The following is a 20,897-nucleotide window of genomic DNA, read 5'->3' on the forward strand; positions in this document are numbered from 1 at the left end:
TTCCGTACGCCCCCATCCTCCCGCGCAGCACTCGCAGAAAGGGCACGCACCATGTCCGACACTCCCAGGCCGGTCGCCCTCGTCACCGGCGGATCGCGCGGCATCGGGCGGTCCGTCGTGGAGGTCCTGGCCCGCGACGGGTACGACGTGGCCCTGTGCTACCACTCCCGGGCGGAGGCGGCCCAGCTCGCCGAGAAGGCGGCCGGGGAGCACGGGGCCCGGACGCTGGCCCGTCGCGTCGACGTCACCGACCGGGACCAGGCGCGCGCCTTCGTCGCCGAGACCGAGGACACGCTCGGTCCGGTCGACACCCTGGTCACCGCGGCCGGCATCGTCCGGGACAGCAACCTGGCCACGCTCGGCGACGACGACTGGGACGCCGTGGTGCGCACCAATCTCGACGGCACGTACAACTTCGCGAGGGCGCTCGTCTTCCCGATGATGAAGCGCCGCCGGGGCACCGTGATCACGCTCTCCTCGGTCGCGGCCCAGGGGCAGGCCGGCCAGACCAACTACTCGGCCTCCAAGGCCGGGATCATCGGCTTCACCAAGGCCCTCGCCAAGGAGGGCGGCCGGGCCGGGCTGCGCGCCAACACCGTGGCCCCCGGCTTCATCCGTACCGACATGACCGGCGGGCTCTCCGAGAAGTACGCCAAGGAAATGACCAGGCAGATCCCGCTCGGCCGGTTCGGGGAGCCCGAGGAGGTCGCCGAGCTGGTGGCGTTCCTCGCCTCCGACCGGGCCGCCTACATCACCGGACAGGTCTTCTCCATCGACGGCGGCCTGGTCGTCTGACACCCCGGTCCTCCCGTGATCCCAAGGAGTTCGCCATGACCGCCCGCGCCGCCAAGCCGCCCCGGTTCTACTTCAACCTGCGCAGCCCCTACAACTTCTTCGCCCTCGCCGACCTGGAGCGCGACCACCCGGAGCTGCTCGACAGCGTCGAATGGCGCCCGTTCTGGGAGCCGGACCCGACCAGTGAGAAGCTCCTCGCCGAAGCCGCACCCGGCGTCGAGTTCCCGTTCCACCCGATGTCCCGCGCCAAGCAGTTCTACATCCTGCGCGACGTGCGCAGGCTCGGTGCCGCACGCGGCCTGGCGCTGACCTGGCCGGTGGACCGCAAGCCCTGGTGGGAGCCGGCCCACCTGACCTGGTTCATCGCCGAGCGCGAGGGACTCGGCCGCGCGTGGGTCGAGCGCGCCGGGCGGGCCCGCTGGCTGGAGGGGCGCGACATCTGCGACCCGGACGTGGTGCGCGAACTGGCCGAGGAGATCGGCCTGGACGGCACGGAGGTCGCCCAGGCCCCCCACCACCCGCTCGTGCGCGAGCAGGGCGTGCGGGCGCTGCTCGACGTGCACCGCGACGGCGTCTTCGGCGTCCCGTACTTCATCCACGGGAGCGAGCCGTACTGGGGCCTGGACCGCGTCGCCGACTTCGCCGCGTCCTTCGGGCCCACCCCTGCCCCCGCGAACACCGCCCCCGAGCCGCCCGCGGTGACCGCCGCCGGCCGGACCACCGACATGAGCCACGCGGGAGGCTGCGGATGAGTACCGTGACCGGAACCGACCAGCGCGCCACGGCCGAGGGAACCCTGCCGCTGACCGCCATCCAGGAAGCGATGTGGACCGCGTACCGCGTCGCACCGGAGAGCGCCGCCTACAACATCGTGATGCCCCTGCTGCTGCGCGGGCCCGTCGACCCGGACGCCATGGACGCGGCGGTCACCGCCGTCGGCGACCGGCAGGAGCTGCTGCGCTCCGTCTTCACCGAGCAGGACGGCACACCGGTGCGCACCGCCGCCGAACGGGCCCTGGTCGGCATGGAGTTCAGGGACCTGGACGGCATCGACGAGGACGGTCTGCGACGGGCCGTGGAGGAGGCGGGCGCCCGCCCCTTCCGGCTGGAGTCCGGCGCCTTCCGGGTCGTGCTGCTGCGTCGCTCCGACGACGAGTGGGCGCTCGTGACCGCCGCCCACCACATCGTCAGCGACTTCACCTCGCGCTGGCTGCTCGTCCGCGACCTGCTCGACGCGTACACCGGCATCTCCGCCGGCGAAGCGCCGGCCTGGCGGCCCATTCCCGGCTCGTACGCCGACCACGCCGCCGAGGAACTGCGCCACACCTCGTCCGAGGCGGGACGGCGCGGCGCGGCCCTGTGGCGCGATTCGGTCGCCGGGGCGCCCGCCGCCGAACTCCCCCTGGACCGGCCGCGGCCCGCCGTGCGCTCCCTCAAGGGCGGCACCGTGGTACGCGTGCTCGCCCCGGCCACCGCCCAGGGGCTCGACGCGGCAGCCGACGACGCGGGGGTCACCCCGTTCGCGTATCTGCTCGGCGTCTTCCAGGCACTCACCCACCGCTGGACCGGCCAGGAGGAATTCGTCCTCGGGGTGCCCGCGACCAGCCGGATGGGCAAGGCGCAGCGGGACGTGATCGGCTGCTTCCTCAACACCATGCCGGTACGGGCCGAGTTCGACGCCGCCAGCACCTTCCGGGGGACCGCCGCGCTGGCAGGCGAACGGGTGATGCGGGGCATGGTCAACGTCCGCTACCCGTGCGCCCTGGCCTTCCCGCAGGCCACCGTCTTCCGCACCGCGCTGTTCCTGGTCCAGATGGACCGGATGGACCCGCCGGTGCCCAACGTCCCGCCGGGGCAGGTCATCGGCCCGTTCCTCGCGTACAAGGGGCTGGACATCGCCCTCATCGACGTCCCGCAGCAGGAGGGCCAGCTGGACCTGCTGCTGCGTATCGAGCAGACCCCCGACGGCATCACCGCAGTCTTCTCGTACGACACCGACCTGCTCGACCGTGCCACGGTCGAGCGGTTCGCGGACGGCTACGAGCGGATGCTCGCCGCGGGCGTCGCCGACCCGGGCACCCGGATCGCCGACGTGGAACTGGCCGGACAGGACGAGACGGCCGCGCTGCTCGCCCTCGGCTCCACCTCCTTCGACGACTTCGCCGGCTCCGGCGACTTCGACTCCTTCGAGAACTCCTGGGACTACCGATGACCATGCGCATCGCGATCGTGGGTGCGGGCCTCGGCGGGCTGACGGCCGCCGCAGCACTGCACCACCGGGGCCTGGACGTCCAGGTCTACGAACGAGGGGAGGAGCTGCGCGAGCAGGGCGTCGGGATGCACCTCGGCCCCAACGGCACCAGACTGCTCCAACGCCTCGGCCTCGGACCGGAGTTGGAACGGTGCGCGGTGCGCCCCGAGGCCCTGGAGGTGCGGGCCTTCCACAACGGTGCCACGGTGGCCCGCCAGGAGATGGGCGAGGCGTGGCAGGAGAGGTTCCGCGCCCCGTACTACACCGTGCACCGCGGTGACCTGCACCGGATGCTGTCCTCGTGCGTCCCCGCCGAGCGGCTGCACACCGGCAAGGAGCTCGTCCGGTACGAGGAGACCGTGTACGGGGTCGTCCTGCACTTCGCGGACGGCACCGACGCGCACGCCGACGTGCTGATCGGCGCGGACGGCGTGCACTCGGCGGTCCGCCGCGCGGTCGCGGGCGCCGACGCCCCGGTCTACTCCGGCAACAGCGCCCTGCGCGGTGTGGTCGACGCCGTCGACCTGCCGGACCTGGACCCCGCCCTGATGTACATGTACGCGGGCCCCACCGCGCGGGTCCTGCTCTACCCGGTCACCGGGGGCCGGCAGTTCACCTACGTCGTGGTGACCCCGGCCGCCGAAGGTGCCGCCGAGTCGTGGACCAGCGCGGGTGACCGTACCGACCTCGACGCAGTGCTGGCGGGCTGGGACCCGGCCGTGCGCGCGCTCGCCGACGCGGCGGGCGAGGTGCGCCGCTGGGCGCTGTACGACCGCGAGCCGCTGGAGCGGTGGAGCACCTCCCGCACGACGCTGCTCGGCGACGCGGCCCACCCGATGCTCCCGCACCACGGGCAGGGCGCCAACCAGGCCGTGGAGGACGCCGTGGCGCTCGCGGTCTGCCTCGAAGAGGCGGCTCCCGGAGCGGACGGCATCGCCGCCGCACTGCGCCGCTACGAGGAGGCGCGCAGGCCGCACACCACCCGGGTGCAACTCGGCTCCCGGACCGGGCAGCAGCCCCCGAAGGACGCGTCCGCGCACCGCCGCATCGACGCCGAGAGCGTCGACTGGGTCCTCGACCACGACGTCGAGGCGGCCCTCGGTGGGGCGGAAAGCGTGCTGCACCAGGCGGCCTGACAAAAAAAGTCAGGACGCGTACGACCAGGGGTCCCTGGCGCTCTCCCCGCGCCAGGGGCCTCGTTGTGTCTCCGGGACGGCAAATACATGGCCGACATAGGGCCCGGATAGCTCTCCGTCCAACCATGGCCATAGCAGATCACATGAAGGGATACCGAACTGATGAGCGATCAGCAGACCGAAGAGACCGTGTACCGCGTCGTTCTCAACGACGAGGAGCAGTACTCGATCTGGTGGGCCGAGCGCGCCCTGCCGGCCGGCTGGCACACCGAGGGCACCGAAGGCACCCGCGAGGAATGCCTCGCACGCATCACCGAGATCTGGACCGACCTGCGCCCGCTGAGCCTGCGCCGCCGCATGGACGCCACCGCCGCCTGACCCGTACCGGCCGCCGGATCCGAGGCCCGTCCCCCGCCGCGCCGCCCGATCCCGATGGAGGAGAGACTGTGAACGACCACACGCTGTCGGGTTCGAACACCGGCGCAACCGCTGCCCGGACCACGACCGCACCCCTGCTGCCCGAGCTGTTCGCCGCGCAGCGCGCCCGCACGCCCGGTGCGCCCGCCGTGATCGACGCCGGAGGAAGGGTGGTCACGTACGCCGAACTCGGCGCACGTGCGGCCCTGTTCGCCGCCCGGCTGCATGCCCTGGGTGTGCGCCCCGGCGACTTCGTGGGCGTGTGCCTGCGCCGCGGCCCCGACCTGGTCGCCGGACTCCTCGGGGTCTGGCTGGCGGGCGGCGCGTACGTGCCGCTCGACCCGAACCACCCGGAGAGCCGGATCGCCCTCGTCCTCGACGACGCGCGGGCGCCGGTGGCCCTCGCCGAGCGGGCCACCGCCGGCAAGCTGCCCGCGGCCACCCGGCTGCTGCTCGCCGAGGACGTCACCGACGGGCCGGTGGATTCCACCGACGAGCAGCCTCTGGACGAAGCAGGTGAACGGCCCCCGGGCGCACCGGAGTTCGTGGCCGAGCCGGCCCGGCCCGCCTACGTCCTGCACACCTCGGGATCCACCGGTCGCCCCAAGGGTGTCGTCGTCCCGCACGCGGGCATCGCCAACCGGGTGCGCTGGCTCGCCCACCGCCACCGGCTCGGCCCCGCCGACCGCGTCCTGCTCAAGACGACCGTCGGCTTCGACGCCGCCGGGCTGGAACTGTTCTCCCCGCTCGTCAGCGGCGCCGCCCTCGTGCTCGCCCCCGACGGCGCCGAGCGCGACCCCGCGACCCTGCTCGCCGCCGTCGCCGACCATGGCGTCACCGTCCTGCAGGGCGTCCCCTCCGTCTACCGGCGCCTTGTCGAGGAGCCCGGCTGGGAGCGCGCCACCGCCCTGCGCCTGGTGTTCAGCGCCGGCGAACCCCTCCACGCCGACCTGTGCCGCCGGATCCTCGAACGCGTGCCCGGCGTACGGATCTGGAACACGTACGGGCCCACCGAGGCGTCCGTCGACATCACCGAGCACCTGTGGGACCCGGCCAAGGACACCGGAGCCGTCCCCATCGGACGCCCCATCGGCAACATGCGCGTGGTCGTCCTCGACCCGGCGGGACGGCCCGTGCCCGTCGGCGTCCCGGGCGAACTCCACGCGGGCGGCATCGGGCTCGCCCTCGGCTACCTCGGCCGCCCCGACCTGACCGCCGAACGCTTCGTGCCCGACCCGCACAACGGAGGACAGCGGCTCTACCGCACCGGCGACAAGGTGCGCTGGCGTGCCGACGGGGTCCTCGAATACCTCGGCCGCCTCGACCAGCAGGTCAAGGTCAACGGCGTACGCATCGAGCCCGGCGAGGTCGAGGCCGCGCTCGCCGCCCACCCCTGGGTGCGCGCCGCCGTCGCCGCCGCCGTGCCCGACACCGCCGCCGGGGGCCACCGCCTCGCCGCCTGGGTCCAGCCGCGCGGCGAGGCACCCCGCCCCGACGAGCTGCGCGCCTTCCTGCGCCGCACCCTGCCCGACGTCCTGGTCCCCTCCGTGTTCGTGACCGTCGACGAGTGGCCGCTCACCGCCAGCGGGAAGATCGACCGGGGCGCGCTGCCCGACCCGGCCGAGAGCCGCACCGAGACCGCGCACGTCCCGGTGCGCGACGCCGCCGAGCGGGCCGTCGCCGAGATCTGGGCGCACCTGATCGGCATCCCCGCGGGGGAGATCGGCGCCACCCACGACTTCTTCCAGCTCGGCGGCTCCTCGCTGATGCTGACCCGGCTCTCCGAGCTGCTGTCCGCGTCGGCGGGCACCCGCATCCCGCTGCGCGCCCTGTTCACCGCGACCACCGTCGAGACGCAGGCCGCGCTCGTCGGCCGCCGGGCCGACCCGGCGGGCGACCACGTTGCTGAAACGGTCCTTCCCGTACCGCGCAAGCCCGAGGGCCTGCCGCTCTCGCCCGGCCAGCAAGGCATGTGGCTCCTCGACCGACTGCGCCCCGGCAGCTCCGAGTGGAACGCCCCCGTCTTCCTCACCCTGCCCGCCGAGTACAGCGACGCCACCGTCGCCACCGCCCTCGGCGCACTCGCCGACCGGCACGAGATCCTGCGCACCCGGTACGTCCTGCACGGCACCGAGCCCGTCCAGATCGCCGACGCGCCCGGCACCCGGCCGCCGCGGCTGCGCACCGCCCTCGCCGCGACCGCCGACGAGCTGAACGCGCTGGTGCAGGAGGAGTTCGCCTGCCCCTTCGACCTGGAGAACGGCCCCGTCTGGCGCGCCCTGACCGTACGCCGGGGGACCGAACACCTGCACATGATCCTCTCGCTGCACCACATCGCCTGCGACGGCTGGTCCTCCGTCGTCCTGGAACGCGACCTCAAGGCGCTCGCCGAGGCCGCACACACCGGCACCGACGCCCGCCTGCCCGAGCTGCCGGTGCAGTACGCCGACCACGCCGCCCACCGGCGCGCCCGGCTCACCGACACGTTCGTCTCGCGCGAACTCGACCACTGGAAGCGGGTGCTGGACGGCATCGCCCCGCTCGACCTGCCCACCGACCGGCCCCGGCCCCCGGTGCGCGACGCGCACGGCGCCGTCCACCTCTTCACCGTCCCGGCCGCGCTCACCGAGCGCGTCGCGGCCCTCGGCCGCAGTTGCGGGGCGACCCTCCAGCAGACCCTGCTCACCGCGTTCTCCGCGCTCGTCGCCCGGCTCACCGGCCGCTGGGACGTCCCTGTCGGCATCCCCGTGGCCGGCCGCGAGCGGCCCGAGGTCGCCGAGGTCGCCGGATTCTTCCTCAACACCCTCGTCCTGCGCTGCGACGCCGACGCCGACGACACCTTCCACGACGCCGTCGTCCGGGTCCGCGACACGGCCCGCGAGGCCTTCGCCCACCAGGAGCTGCCGTTCGACCGGCTCGTCGCCGAGCTCGACGAGAGCCGCGACGCCGCCCGCACCCCGCTCTACCAGGTCATGTTCGACCTGCACGAGGAGGGCCGCACCGGCACCGCCACCTCGTCCGGCGACCTCGACGCCTTCCGGGGCGCCTGGCAGGCCGCCCGCACCGACCTCACGTTCGTCGTGCAGCGCCAGGACGACGGCTCCCTGCTCGGGATGGCCGAGTACGCCACCGCCCTGTTCGACCCGGCCACCGTCGAGCGGTTCTCCGCCTGCTGGACCCGGCTGCTGGAGGCGGTCGCCGACGACCCGTGGGTACGCCTGGGCACCGCCGACATCCTGCCCGCCCCGCTGCGGGCCGAACTCGTCGCCCACGGCCCCGGCCCCGCGGACCCGGGAGACATCCACACCGACGCCTCGGACGGCGGCGTGCACACCGTGATCGCGGAGGTGGCGCGGCGCTCCCCCGAGGACACGGCCGTCGTGTGCGGCGACGAGACCTGGACGTACGAACGCCTCGTGCGCCGCGCCGAATCCCTCGGCCACCGGCTGCGCGGCCTCGGCGCCGGTCCGGAGACCACCGTCGCCGTGCTGCTCGGCCGCACCCCCGACCTGCTCGCCACGGTCCTCGGCATCTGGCACTCGGGCGCCGCCCATGTGCCCCTCGACCCGGGCGTGCCCGACGACCGGCTCGCCCATGTGCTCGCCGACTCGCGGGCGGGCGTCCTCGTCACCGACACGGCGGGCGCCGCACGCCTGGCCGGGATCCACCGCGGCGCCGTCCTCGCCCTGGACACCGAAGCCGACACCGACATGGAACCGGCGGCCGGACTCGCCGCCGACGCCGAGCCGTTCCCGGCCGGCGACGGCGGGCGCCTCGCCTACCTGATGTACACCTCCGGCTCCACCGGCCGCCCCAAGGGGGTCGCCGTCGAGCACCGCGCCCTGCTGCGGACCCTGCGCGCCTTCCAGGCCCACCTGGACTTCGGGCAGGGCCCCGACGACGCCTACCTCGCCCTGGCACAGCCCACGTTCGACATCTCCTGGACCGAGCTCGTCATGCCACTCGTCGCGGGCGGCCGGGTCGTCCTCGCCCAGGAGGACGAACTGCGCGACCACCGCGCCCAGCTGGCCCTGCTCGACCGGCACGGCGTCAGCCATCTCCAGGCCTCGCCGCCACACTGGCAGATGCTGATCGACGCCGGGTTCGGCCGCCGCCCGCTGGTCGGCAAGACCGGTGGCGAGGACTGCCCGCCCGCCCTCGCCCGCGACCTCTCGCGCAGGCTGCGGCGGTTCATCAACGAGTACGGACTCACCGAGACGACCATCGCGTCCACCCGGTGGGACGCCCACGACACCGCGCAGTCCACCCCGATCGGCCGCCCCTACCCGCACTGCACGGTCCGCGTCCTGGACGAGCACCTCACGCCCGTGCCGTACGGGGTGACCGGCGAGCTGTGCATCGGCGGGGCCGCCCTCGCCCGCGGCTACCACGGCAGGTCCGACCTGACCGCCACCGTGTTCGTGCCCGACCCGTACGGCGAGTCCGGCGCACGCCTCTACCGCAGCGGCGACATGGCCCGCATGCTGCCCGACGGCACGCTGGAGTTCGCCGGGCGCGCCGACGGCCAGGTCAAGATCCGCGGCAGGCGCGTGGAGACCGGCGAGGTCCAGGGCGTCCTGGCCGAGCACCCCGCCGTCGCCCACGCCGTGGCCGTCGTCCACGGGACGGGCCCCGACGCCGGGCTCATCGCCTACTGGGTGCCCGCCGACGACACGCCCGTACCCGGCGACAGCGAACTCCTGGACCACTGCGCCCGCAGGCTGCCCGACTACATGGTCCCCGCGCTGCTTGTGCCGATCGCCGCCGTGCCGCTCACCCGGCACAACAAGGTCGACACCGCGGCCCTGCCCGTGCCCGACCTGACCGCCGCGCTCGCCGACGAGCCGTACACCGCGCCCGAAGGGCCCGTCGAGGAGATCATCGCCGGGATCTGGGCCGAGGCGCTGCACGGACCGGACGCCGTCGCCGGCCACCGGATCGGCTCCCGTCAGGGGTTCTTCCGGATCGGCGGCAACTCCGTGCGCGCCGCGCAGGTCATCGCCCGCATCCAGGAGGAGTTCGATGTCGAACTTCCCCTGCGCGCCGTCTTCGAGCACCCCACCGTCGCCCGGCTCGCCGAGGCCGTGGAAGAGGCCGTGACGGCCGAGATCGAGAAGCTCACCGAAGCCGAACTTGCCTTCGCCCACAGGGAGTACCAGCCGTGACTGCACCCACCGCGCCGACGCAGCCCACGCAGGAGGAGCTGCGCGCCGAGCTTCTGCGCCGCCGCCTCGCCGGGCGCGCCGGGCGCACCGCTGGAGCCACCGCCCGCCCCGCCGCGATCCCGCGCGCCGACCGCACGCAGCCCCTCGAACTCTCGTCGGGACAGCGCCAGTTGTGGTTCCTGCACCAGCTCGACCCGGACAGCCCCGAGTACCTGCTGCCGATGGCGCACCGGCTGCGCGGTCCGCTCTCGCCCGGCACCCTCCAGAAGGCGTTCGACGCGCTCGCCGCCCGCCACGAGATCCTGCGCACCCGCTACGTCCTGGACGCGGCCGTTCCCCGGCAGGTCGTCGACCCGGCCGGGCCCGTCGACCTCGCCGTCACCGACCGGCCCGGTCTGGACGCCGCCGCACGGGACGCGGCCGCCGTCGTCTTCACCCGGGCGCGCGCCACCGAGACCTTCGACCTGGCCGCCGACCACCCGCTGCGGGTACGGCTGCTGCGGTTCGCCCCCGACGACCACGTCCTGCTCGTCGTCATGCACCACATCGCCTGTGACGCGCTCACCCGCCCGCTGCTCCTGACCGACCTCGCCGCCCTGTACCGGGGCGAGGAACTGGCCGAACTGCCCGTCCAGTACGCCGACTACGCGGCCTGGACCGCCCGCAGGCAGACCGGCCCCGACGCCGACCGCGGCCTCGACTGGTGGCGCGGGCAGCTCGCCGGCGCCGAGCCCCTCGCCCTGCCCACCGACCGGCCCCGCCCCGCCGTGCGCACCTGGGGCGGTGCCACACACGGCTTCGACGTCCCCGCCACCACCGCCACCGCGCTGCGGGAGATCGCCCGCGACGGCGATGCCACACTCTTCATGGTCCTGCTCACCGCCTACCAGACCCTGCTCGGCCGCTACACCGGCAAGCGGGACGTCCCGGTCGGCACCGCCGTCTCCGGACGTACCCGCCCCGAACTGCGGGAGATGGCCGGATACGCGTACAACACCCTGGTGCTGCGGGCCCGTTGGGGCGCCGACCCGGCCTTCCGCGACGTCCTCGCCGCCAACCGCACCACCGTGCTGGACGCCTTCGACCACCAGGAGACGCCGTTCGACCGGATCGCCGACGAGCTGGAGCCCGAGCGCGACCTGTCCACCACGCCGCTCTTCCAGGTCATGTTCGACCTCGCGTCCGGCGAGAGCTCCGACGGACCCGAACTGCCCGGCATCGCCGCCGAGCCCGTCGCCGCCTCCGGCGCCATCGCCCGCTTCGACCTGACGCTGCACCTCACCGAGCGCGCCGACGGCACCCTGCACGGCAGCCTGGAATACGCCACGGCCCTCTTCGACGCGGCCACCGCCGCAAGGATCGCCGGGCACTACACCCGGCTCCTCGCGGAGATCGCCGCCGCCCCCGGCGCCCCGCTGTCCGCGCTCGACCCGATCGGCCCCGAGGAGCGCGCCCTGCTCCTCGACGGGCCGACCACCCCCGTCGGCACCGGCCACGCCCTCGACGACACCGCCCTGCGACCCGTCCTGGAGACGATCGTCGAGCAGGCCGCGGCCACCCCCGACGCCACCGCCCTGCACCACGGCGGTACCGCGTACACCTACCGCCGGCTCGCCGAGGAGTCGGAGCAGTACGCCCGCCGGCTCGCCGGGATCGGCATCGGCCCCGAGGACACCGTCGGCGTCCTCCTGGACCGCTCGCCGCAGCTGGTCGCCGCCCTGCTCGGAATCTGGCGCGCGGGCGCCGCCTACGTGCCCATCGACCCCGGCTACCCGGACGAGCGGGTCGGCCACATGCTGGCCTCCACCGACACCCGGGTCGTCCTCACCGAGACCCGGTACGCCGACCGCTTCGACGGCCCCACCGTCCTGGTCACCGACGACCCTGCCGAGCAGGCCGCCCGTACGGCCGCCACCGCCGCCCTGCCCACCGCCCACGACCTCGACGCGCTCGCGTACGTCATCTACACCTCCGGCTCCACCGGCCGCCCCAAGGGCGTCCTCGTCACCCACCGCGGCCTGGCCAACTACCTCGGCTGGACCGTCCAGGCGTACGCGGGCGCGGGTACCACGGGTGCTCCGCTGTTCTCGTCGATCGCCTTCGACCTCGGCGTACCCGATCTGTACGCGCCGCTGATGACCGGCCAGAGCGTCGACCTGCTCCCGCAGGACTTCGACACCGCCGACCTCGGCGCCCTGCTCGCCGCAGGCGCCCCGTACTCCTTCATCAAACTCACCCCCGGTCATCTCGACCTGCTCCAGCAGCAGTTGACGTCCGAACAGATCAAGGGCCTGGCCGGTCTCGTCATCGCCGCAGGCGACTCCTTCACCGCCCGGCTCGCCGAGCGGTGGACCGCGTCGGCGGGCCCCGACGGCACCCGCCTCGCCGCCGAGTACGGCCCCACCGAGATCACCGTCGGCAACTCGGCGTACTTCCTCGACGGGCCCGTCACCACCGAACTCGTCTCCATCGGCCGCGCCATACCGCACACCACGATGTACGTCCTCGACGAGTACCTGCGACCCCTGCCCGTCGGCGTGCCCGGCGAGGTGTGGATCGGCGGCATCGGCGTCGCCCGCGGCTACGCGGGCCGCCCCGACCTGACCGCCGAGCGCTTCGTGCCCGACCCTTACGGCCCGGCGGGCGCCCGGCTCTACCGCACCGGCGACATCGCGCGGGTCCTGCCCGACGGCAACCTCGACTTCGTCGCCCGCGCCGACCACCAGGTCAAACTCCGCGGCTACCGCATCGAGCCCGGCGAGATCGAGTCCGCGCTCACCGCGCACCCGGCCGTCGCCGAGGCCGTCGCCCTCGTCCGCGAGGACAGCCCAGGCGCCAGGGAACTCGTCGTCTACGTCGTCCCCGCCGATGGCGCCGACCCCGACGACCTCGCCCCCGCCGCACTGCGCGCCCACATCGGCGAGACCCTCCCGTCCTACATGGTGCCGACCGCCTGCCTCACCCTCGACGCCCTGCCGCTGACCGCCAACGGCAAGCTCGACCGGCGTGCCCTGCCCGCCCCGGGCCGCGACGACACCGCCGTCGGCGCGTACGTCGGGGCCCGCGACGCCACCGAACGCGCCATGGCCGAGGTCTGGGCCACCGTCCTCGGCCGCGACACCGTCGGCGTCCACGACAACTTCTTCGAACTCGGTGGCGACTCCATCCGCGCCGTCACCCTCGTCGGCGCCCTGCGCGAGGCCGGCTGGGAGACCAGCGTCCGCGACATCTTCGCGCACCGCACCGTGGCCCGGCTGCGCGCCGCCGTCGGCCCCGGTGCCGAACCCGAAGGCGCCGGCCCCACCGGCACCGTCGCCCGGTTCGCGCTCATCGGCGAGGAGGACCGGGCCGCGCTGCCCGCCGACGTCACCGACGCCTACCCCGTCTCGCTCACCCAGGCCGGGATGCTCGTCGAGATGTACGGCGAGAGCACCGAGAACCGCTACCACAACATCACCTCCTTCCGGATCCGCGACGAACTCCCCTTCGACCCCGAGGCGTTCCAGCGGGCCGCCGACCTGATCGTCGAACGGCACGAGGTCATGCGGACCTCCTTCGCACTCGACGGCTACTCCCGGCCGCTCCAACTCGTCCACGCCGCCTCACGGATGCCCTGCGTCTTCGACGACCTGCGCCACCTGCCGGCCGCCCGCCGCGAGCAGGCCCTGTGGGAGTTCGCCGACCGCGACCGCGACCGGCTCTTCGACCTCACCCGCGCGCCGCTCATGCGGATGGCCGTCCACCTCCTCGACGACGAGAGCTGGTGGCTCTCCATCACCGAGTGCCACCCCGTCATCGAGGGCTGGAGCTACCACTCCCAGCTGATGGAGATGGTGCGCGCCTACCACGCGCTGCGCTCCGGCGCCGAGCCCGAGCCTGCCCCGCCCGTGCCCGCCGTCCGCTACGCCGACTTCGTCGCGGGCGAACTGCGCTCCCTCGACGACCCCGCCGACCGCGCCCACTGGCGGCACGTCGTCGACACGTACGAGCGGTTCAGCGTCCCCGCCGGGTGGCAGGGCGACGACGAGAGCGACGAGCGCTACCGCATCGACGTCCCCCTCGGCGACGTCGAACCGGGCCTGCGCGCCCTCGCCACCGCCGCCGAAGTCCCCTACAAGAGCGTCCTGCACGCCGCCCACAGCAAGGTCCTGTCGCTGCTCACCCGCGCCGAGCGGTTCCGCGGCGGCATGGTCGCCGACGCGCGCCCCGAGGAGGCGGGCGCCGAACGCGTCTCCGGGATGTACCTCAACTCGGTGCCCTTCCCCTACGAGCGCACCGCCCGGACCTGGGGCGAACTCGCCCAGCAGGTCTTCGCCCGCGAGGTCGAGCTGTGGCCGCACCGCCGCTACCCCATGCCCGCCATGCGCAGACCCGGCGGCGAATCCCACCTCATCGACGTCCTCTTCCACTACCTGGACTTCCACCAGGTCGACACCGAACTCATCGACATCATGGCCAGCCGCGACGACAGCCCCAACGAGTTCCGGCTCGTCGTCGGCACCCCCGTGCGCGGCCACCTGTCCATCGCCTCGCGCACCCGCACCCTCTCCCGGGGCCGGGCCAAGCGCCTCGCCGCGCTCTACACCGCCGTATTCGCCGACATGGCGCGCACCGGAGCCGACGGCGACGCCCGTGGCGCCTACCCGGACGCCTACGAGCGCGGCGCCCTCGCCGCGCCCGCCCTGCCGCACTCCGACACACCCGCCGATGTGCTCGGCGCCTTCGAGGCACAGGCCGCCCGGACCCCGTCGGCCCCCGCCCTCTCCTTCGGGGCCGCCACCCTCCCGTACGCCGCGCTCGACGCCCGCGCCGAGGCCTTCGCCCACCGGCTGCGCGCCCTCGGCGCCGGGCCCGAAATCCGCGTCGCCGTGCTCCTGGACCGGGGCCCCGACCTGGTGGCCGCGCTCCTGGGCGTCTGGAAGGCGGGCGCCGCGCAGGTACCCGTGGACCCCGGCACCCCCGACGCCCGGATCGCGGGCATCGACTGCGCGCTCGCGGTCACCGAACGCCGTCACGCCGCCCGCCTGGGCGACCTCCCGCTCCTGATCGCCGAGGACCTCACCGACGAACCCGTACCCGCCAGGACCGCCACCGTCCACGACCCCGACCGGCTCGCGTACGTCCTGCACACCTCCGGGTCCACCGGGACCCCCAAGGGCGTCGAGATCAGCCACCGCTCCCTGTCCCACTACCTGCACTGGGCGGTCGAACAGTACGCGGCGGCGGGCACTGGCGGCGCACCGTGGTTCACCTCCGTCGGCTTCGACCTCGGACTCCCCGCGCTGTACGCGCCCCTGATGACCGGCCAGACCGTGCGGCTGCTCCCGCAGGACTTCGACCCGGGGGAGTTCGGCGCCGAACTCCTGAAGGGCGCGCCGTACTCCTTCGTCGGGCTCACCCCCGGCCACCTGGCGCTCCTGGAAGCCCAGTTGACCGACGACGAACTCGGTGGCCTGGCCGCGCTCGCCATCTGCGCGGGCGACGCCTACCCGGCCGCCCAGGCCGACCGCGTCGCCGCCCGCGTCCGGGCCGGCGGGATGCTCCTCGCCGCCGAGTACGGTCCCACCGAGGCCACCGTCGCCGCCACCGCACTGCGCGTCCTGCCCCGGTACGGGACCGCGGCGCGGCCCGTCGCGGCACCGGCGGGCGTCCGGGCCGGACTCCAGCACCCCGACACCATCCACGCCCCCGAGCGGACCCGCCTGCCGCGCACCCTCGTGGCCCTCGGCTCCCCGCTCCCGGGCGTCACCCTGCGGCTCCTGGACAGCGCGCTGCGGCCGGTGCCCGACGGCATCGTCGGCGAGGTGTACCTCGGCGGCGACGGGCTCGCCCGTGGCTACGCCGGACGCGCCGATCTGACCGCCGCCGCGTTCCTGCCCGACCCGTACGGACTGCCGGGCGCCCGCCTCTACCGCACCGGGGACCTGGCCCGCCGGCTCCCCGGCGGCGCCCTGGAGTTCATCGGACGCGCCGACGACCAGGTCAAGATCCGGGGACACCGCGTCGAGCCCGGCGAGGCCGAGGCCGAGCTCGCCGCCGACCCCTCCGTACGCGAAGCCCTCGTCGCGGCCGTCGACGCCGCCGACGGCGGCAAGCGCCTCGCGGCCTGGGTCGTGCCCGCCGAGGGGCACACCGTCTCCGTACCGGCCCTGCGCGACCGGCTGCGCGCCGTCCTGCCCGCCGCCGTCATCCCGGCGACCGTCACGGCCGTGCCCGCGCTCCCGCTCGGCGAGCACGGCAAACGCGACCGGTTCGCCCTCGTGGCCCGCGCCGCCACCGCCGCCGATGCCCCCTACGAGGAGCCGCGCACCGACACCGAGCGGCGGCTCGCCGCCGTCTGGGCCGAGCTCCTCGGCCTCGAACAGGTCGGCGTGCACGACGACTTCAGGGACCTCGGCGGCGACTCCCTGCTCATACCGCCCCTGCTGCTCGCCGCCCGCAGGGCCGGGCTCCCCCTCGACCTTGCGACGGCACTGCGCCACCACACGGTGGAGCGCCTCGCCGCCGCCCTCGATGTCCGCACGGCCCACGACCCGGCCCAGGAAGGCTGACCCACCATGCGTCATCTCATCTCCATCGACGACCTCACCGACGCGGAGCTGCGGCGGATCGTGGACCGCGGCGCCGAGTTCTCCGCCGGACCGGCCCAGCGGCCCGCGCCGCTGGACGGCCAGGTGGTCGGCGTCTACTTCGCCAAGACCTCCACCCGCACCCGTACCGCCTTCTCCTCCGGATCGCTGCGGCTGGGCGGCTCCCTCATCGCCTACGGACCCGGCGACCTCCAGCTCAACACCGGCGAGACCACCGAGGACACCGGCCGGGTGCTGGCCGGGATGCTCGACGTCCTCGTCGCGCGGACCGCCGGGCCCGAGGCCGAACTGCGGGGCTGGGCACAGCAGGGGACCATGTCCGTCGTCAACGCCATGACCGCCGAGGAACACCCCACCCAGGCACTCACCGACCTCACCACGCTGGTGCGTCACTTCGGCCACGTCGACGGTCTGCGCATCCTGTACGCGGGCGAGGGCAACAACACGGCGGCGGCCCTCGCGCTCGCCCTCACCCGCTTCCCCGGCGTCCACTTCGAGGTCCGCACCCCGCCCGGCTACGGCCTCGGCGACGCGATCCTGCGCCGGGCCCACGCGCAGGCCGCGCGCACCGGCGCCACACTGGTGGAGCGGCACGACATGGACGAGCTGACCGGTGGCTACGACGTGATCTACACGACCCGCTGGCAGACCACCGGCACCAGCAAGCCCGATCCGGACTGGCGGGACATCTTCGCCCCGTTCCAGGTCACGCCCGCCCTGTGGGAGACCAGTCCGAACGCCGTGTTCATGCACGACCTGCCCGCCCATCGCGGCGAGGAGACCGTGACCGAGGTCCTGGACGGGCCGCACAGCATCGCCTTCGCCCAGGCCACCAACAAGATGCACAGTGCGATGGCGGTGCTGGAGTTCGTCCGCACCGCTCCGGACGCCGGGACGTTCCCGTCCGAGACCGCTCCGTCCGAGACCGCTCCGTCCGAGACCGCTCCGTCCGAGGACCGCACCCTGGTGGCCGCGCGATGAAACCCGCGACCGAGTCCGTGAGCGACCCGGCGGTGCTGCCGTGGCTCCTGGCCGAGCAGCGGGGCGAAGACCTACCGCCCGATGAGGGGGCCGAGGAGCGGACGTCCGTACGGGAGGTCCGAACCGTGCCGGCCGAAGAGGCCGCAGCGGCCGAGAAAGCCATGCCCGCCGAAACGGCCGCGGCGTCGCCCCTACCGTTGCGGCGCAACCGTGACTACCGCCTGCTGTGGGGCGGCGCCGGCCTCTCCCTGCTCGCCGGGCGCGCCACCGCTGTCGCGTATCCGCTCGCCGTCCTGTGGGCGACCAGGTCGCCGAGCGACGCCGGGCTCGTCGGGACCGCGCTGCTGCTCCCACAGCTCGTGGTGCAACTGCCCGGGGGCGCGCTCGTCGACCGCTGGGACCGGCGGCGCATCATGCTGGTGGCGGGACTCGGACAGGCGGTGGTGGCCGGCGTGGTCGCCGCGCTCCTGCTGAGCGGGCACGTCCTGCTGTGGGCGCTGCTGGCCGCTGCGTTCGTCGAGGGCACCCTCGGTGTCCTGTTCCAGCTGGCCGAGCGGGCCGCCGTGCCCGCCGTGGTGCCGCCCGAGCAGATCGGCGCCGCCATGACCGGCAACGAGGCCCGCACCCGGGGGGCCGCCATCGCGGGCCAGCCCCTCGGCAGCGGACTTGTCACCCTTGGCGCCGCGCTGCCGTTCGTGGCGGCGGCGGCCGGTCAACTCGCCGCCGTGCTCTGCCTGTTCGGGGTACGCGGAAAGCTGCAGCAGGAGCGGACGGGCGGCACCCGGACGGCGCTCGCCGCCGAGGTCCGCGCGGGCCTCGTCTGGATGTGGCGCCAGCATTTCCTGCGGGCCGTGATGGCCGCCGTCGCCGTCTCCAACATCCTCTTCCAGGGCCTCAACCTGGCCGTGATGTCCGGGATCCAGACGGCGGGCGGCACCGAGTTCCAGGTGGGCGTCGTGCTCTCGCTCAGCGGAGCGGGCGGCCTCGTCGGGGCACTCAGCGGGGGCCGGTGGACCGAACGCCTGTCGATGCGTGCGCTGGTGATCGGCGGACTGGCGGTGTGGGCGCTGCTGATGGTGCCGGTCGCCGTGCTCCGTGACCCCTACGCCCTGGGTGCGATCTTCGCGTTGAGCGGCTACGTGGGCGGTGTGTTCAACGTCGCGGGCGGGGTCTATCTCGTCCGGATCGCTCCGGACAGCATGCGGGGACGGGCCAACTCCCTGGCCATGCTGGTCGGTGGCGGTGCGATGGCCGCGGGCCCGGTCGCGGCCGGCTTCGCCCTGGAGGGCCTCGGCCCGACCCGGACGATCCTCGGACTCAGCGTCGCGATGGCCGTGACGGCCCTCGCCGCCCTGATCTCCCCGGCCCTGCGCCGAGGCCCCTTCGCGGCGGCCGACTGACCGGTGGCGCACAAGGAGGAGGGGGCACCGCGACCGCGGTGCCCCCTCCTCCTTGTGCGCCGGGAGCGTCAGACCCCGGGTGAGCCACGCCTGTCACGCGACGCCGTCGCGAGGACCACGGCGACCGCCACCGCGACCGCGCCGACGAGTCCGGCGGCGACGGAGAGCGTGAGCCGGTCGGGTTCGAACAGCGGCTGACCCCGCTCCGCCTGCCACAGCAGCAGGGCGGTGAGCCCGGCATGACCGGCACCGCCGATGACGACCAGGGCCGTACGCGTGCCCTCGCCCCGCAGCAGCGGCAGCCGTCCGGCGAGCATCCCGAGGCCCACGGCGGCGAGCGGCAGCAGTTGCAGCGCGTGCAGGCCCACGAAGTGCGCCACTCTCAGGTCCCCGCCACCGGTCGACCAGCTGGTCAGCGGCATGCCGGAACCGCCGTCCAGCTGCCCGACGCTGTGCGCGCCGAGCGTGGGCGGGTTTCCGCCACCGTCCAGGGCCCGCTGCTGCGCGGCCGTGGGGGTGGTCATCAGATAGCCGATCGACATGCCCGCCAGGGACACGAACAGTCCGATCGGGATGGCCCACGCCAGCGGCCGGTCCACCTTGCGCTGCCACAGGAGGAAGACCCCGAGGAGCAGTGTCGTGGCCCAGCCCACGTACGCCGCGCCGCCCATCGCCTTGACCAGGACGTCGTTGAGCGTGGACGACACGTTGAAGTGGCTGCGCTCGCCCCGCGCGGCCTGGAACGTGATGATCGATATCTCCGGGACGATGAACAGCACCACGGTCACTGTGCCGATCCTGCGCAGTGTGCGCTGCCAGCGTTCCGTCCGGCCGACCATCCACGCCAGGGTGATCGTGTACAGACCGAAGGAGACCGCGAACTTCAGGGGTTTGAGCCATACCCCCTCACCCAGCACGGTGCGCCCGTCGAGAAACAGGCCGCACGTGGCGACCACCGCGAGCAGGGCCATGGCCGCCGCGCAGCAGGCGAGGGGGCGATGTAATCGGGGGGTGTCCTCGTCGTTGGTGTTCTTCCACTGGACCCGGGTGCTCATGAATGTGACCACAGTGTCTCTTTCACTGGTGGGGGCAGTGACCGGTAACGGCCCTTTGGGTGACCGAAAAACGATGTAGGTGCTCGTGCATCTGTTTCCGGAGGAACGTAATCCGTCGGTCTATCGTCCCGGCATCGCTGCGGCTTCGATGCCACCTGCACCTCCTGTGACCAGGTGTTTTCCCCCGGCCAGGGCCGCTATAGGACGCACATAGGCCGTCCCGTGAGAGTTGTCCCATCACCGCAATCCCCGTACCGCCCACTGACGAAGGAGATCCACCGATGCCGCAGAACACCATGGACCGCCGGGGCGTCCTCAGGGCCGCCGCCGGCATCGCCGGGGCGGCGGCCGCGGTGACGGTGGCCGGCGCTCTGCCGGCCGCCGCACACGGCCGGCCCCACGGCGGATTCCCCGAGGTACCGGGCATGGTCGGCGACCGCCGCGCGAACGAGTTCTGGTACGAGTACGACGAGCGCTTCTACTACAACCCGACGCCCGAGCTCGTCGAGGCCGTCGACGTCATATGCAAGCCGTTCGGCGACTTCACCAAGGTCGACTCGGGCTGGGCCGCGACCCGTTCCGGCGGTCGCTACCCGCGCAGCTACCTGGAGCTCATCCGCCCCAACCGTGACGCCTTCGCACTTCTGTCGGACGCCCAGCGCAAGGTCTACCGGGAGTTCTACGGGCACAACCCGCTCGGTCTCGTCCACGCCTTCCAGGAGTTCGGCCAGGGCGTCCTGTTCGACCCGCGCCGCCCGGCCGGCAACAAGGTCCACATGATGAACTTCACGCCGCCGGACTTCACCCACGCCTACCACCGCTGGCACCCCTTCCTGGCCGGCTTCCGGCTGCTGAACATCGACGAGCAGTGGTGGACGCACATCAACCGGCTCGCGGGCGTCGCCTGGGAGTTGCAGTCCATCGGCCAGCCGGTCACCGACGCGAACGACAACAAGCACCTGCCCCGGCGGACCGTGCACGGTGTCACCCGCAAGTGGCTGCACCGCAGCGCCAACCAGCTGGACAAGGCCTTCGACAGCTACCCGTACCCCGTCGACCTGGGCAAGTTCTAGGGTCTTTCGTTCGGATCAGGCCGGATCAGGCACC

11 protein-coding genes are annotated in these 20,897 nt (G+C 73.7%); 10 read left to right on the top strand and 1 reads right to left on the bottom strand.

What is annotated here, in order from left to right:
- The first annotated feature begins 51 nt into the window (after nucleotides 1-51).
- The 9 genes from fabG (at nucleotide 52) to OG978_RS43015 (ending at nucleotide 18,735) form a co-directional block, all read left to right on the top strand.
- Nucleotides 52-795: a 3-oxoacyl-ACP reductase FabG gene (gene fabG, locus OG978_RS42975; RefSeq protein WP_326770530.1), complete on the top strand. Its 744-nt coding sequence runs from the start codon at nucleotides 52-54 to the stop codon at nucleotides 793-795.
- Nucleotides 796-830: 35 nt separating this feature from the next.
- Nucleotides 831-1,547 carry a 2-hydroxychromene-2-carboxylate isomerase gene (locus OG978_RS42980; RefSeq protein WP_326770531.1) on the top strand — a complete coding sequence of 239 codons (717 nt, stop codon included), beginning with the start codon at nucleotides 831-833 and terminating at the stop codon, nucleotides 1,545-1,547.
- Nucleotides 1,544-3,007, top strand: a complete 1,464-nt coding sequence (locus tag OG978_RS42985; protein WP_326770532.1) for a condensation domain-containing protein — start codon at nucleotides 1,544-1,546, stop codon at nucleotides 3,005-3,007. Before OG978_RS42980 ends, OG978_RS42985 begins: the two co-directional genes overlap by 4 nt.
- Nucleotides 3,004-4,182 (top strand): FAD-dependent monooxygenase, encoded by a 1,179-nt coding sequence (locus OG978_RS42990; protein WP_326770533.1) that lies wholly within the window; start codon nucleotides 3,004-3,006, stop codon nucleotides 4,180-4,182. Before OG978_RS42985 ends, OG978_RS42990 begins: the two co-directional genes overlap by 4 nt.
- A gap of 162 nt (nucleotides 4,183-4,344) precedes the next feature.
- Nucleotides 4,345-4,560, top strand: a complete 216-nt coding sequence (locus tag OG978_RS42995) for an MbtH family protein (RefSeq protein ID WP_326770534.1) — start codon at nucleotides 4,345-4,347, stop codon at nucleotides 4,558-4,560.
- A 68-nt stretch (nucleotides 4,561-4,628) separates the two neighbouring features.
- Complete coding sequence (locus OG978_RS43000) at nucleotides 4,629-9,764, top strand: non-ribosomal peptide synthetase (RefSeq protein WP_326770535.1); 5,136 nt, start codon at nucleotides 4,629-4,631, stop codon at nucleotides 9,762-9,764.
- Nucleotides 9,761-16,315 carry a non-ribosomal peptide synthetase gene (locus tag OG978_RS43005; RefSeq protein WP_326770536.1) on the top strand — a complete coding sequence of 2,185 codons (6,555 nt, stop codon included), beginning with the start codon at nucleotides 9,761-9,763 and terminating at the stop codon, nucleotides 16,313-16,315. Before OG978_RS43000 ends, OG978_RS43005 begins: the two co-directional genes overlap by 4 nt.
- Before the next feature lie 6 nt (nucleotides 16,316-16,321).
- A complete protein-coding gene (locus tag OG978_RS43010) occupies nucleotides 16,322-17,335 on the top strand; it encodes an ornithine carbamoyltransferase (RefSeq protein ID WP_326770537.1) in 1,014 nt (337 codons plus the stop codon).
- Nucleotides 17,332-18,735, top strand: a complete 1,404-nt coding sequence (locus OG978_RS43015) for an MFS transporter (protein WP_326770538.1) — start codon at nucleotides 17,332-17,334, stop codon at nucleotides 18,733-18,735. Before OG978_RS43010 ends, OG978_RS43015 begins: the two co-directional genes overlap by 4 nt.
- 68 nt (nucleotides 18,736-18,803) lie before the next feature.
- Here the strand turns inward: OG978_RS43015 and OG978_RS43020 are convergent, their stop codons facing one another.
- On the bottom strand, nucleotides 18,804-19,790 hold the full coding sequence (locus OG978_RS43020) for a hypothetical protein (protein WP_326770539.1): 987 nt from the start codon (nucleotides 19,788-19,790) through the stop codon (nucleotides 18,804-18,806).
- 281 nt (nucleotides 19,791-20,071) lie between these two features.
- Between OG978_RS43020 and OG978_RS43025 the strand changes: the two genes are divergently transcribed.
- Nucleotides 20,072-20,863, top strand: coding sequence for a Tat pathway signal sequence domain protein (locus OG978_RS43025; protein ID WP_326770540.1), 792 nt, complete (start codon nucleotides 20,072-20,074; stop codon nucleotides 20,861-20,863).
- Nucleotides 20,864-20,897 lie beyond the last annotated feature (34 nt).

It is taken from the genome of Streptomyces sp. NBC_01591 (assembly GCF_035918155.1).
Lineage (GTDB): Bacteria > Actinomycetota > Actinomycetes > Streptomycetales > Streptomycetaceae > Streptomyces.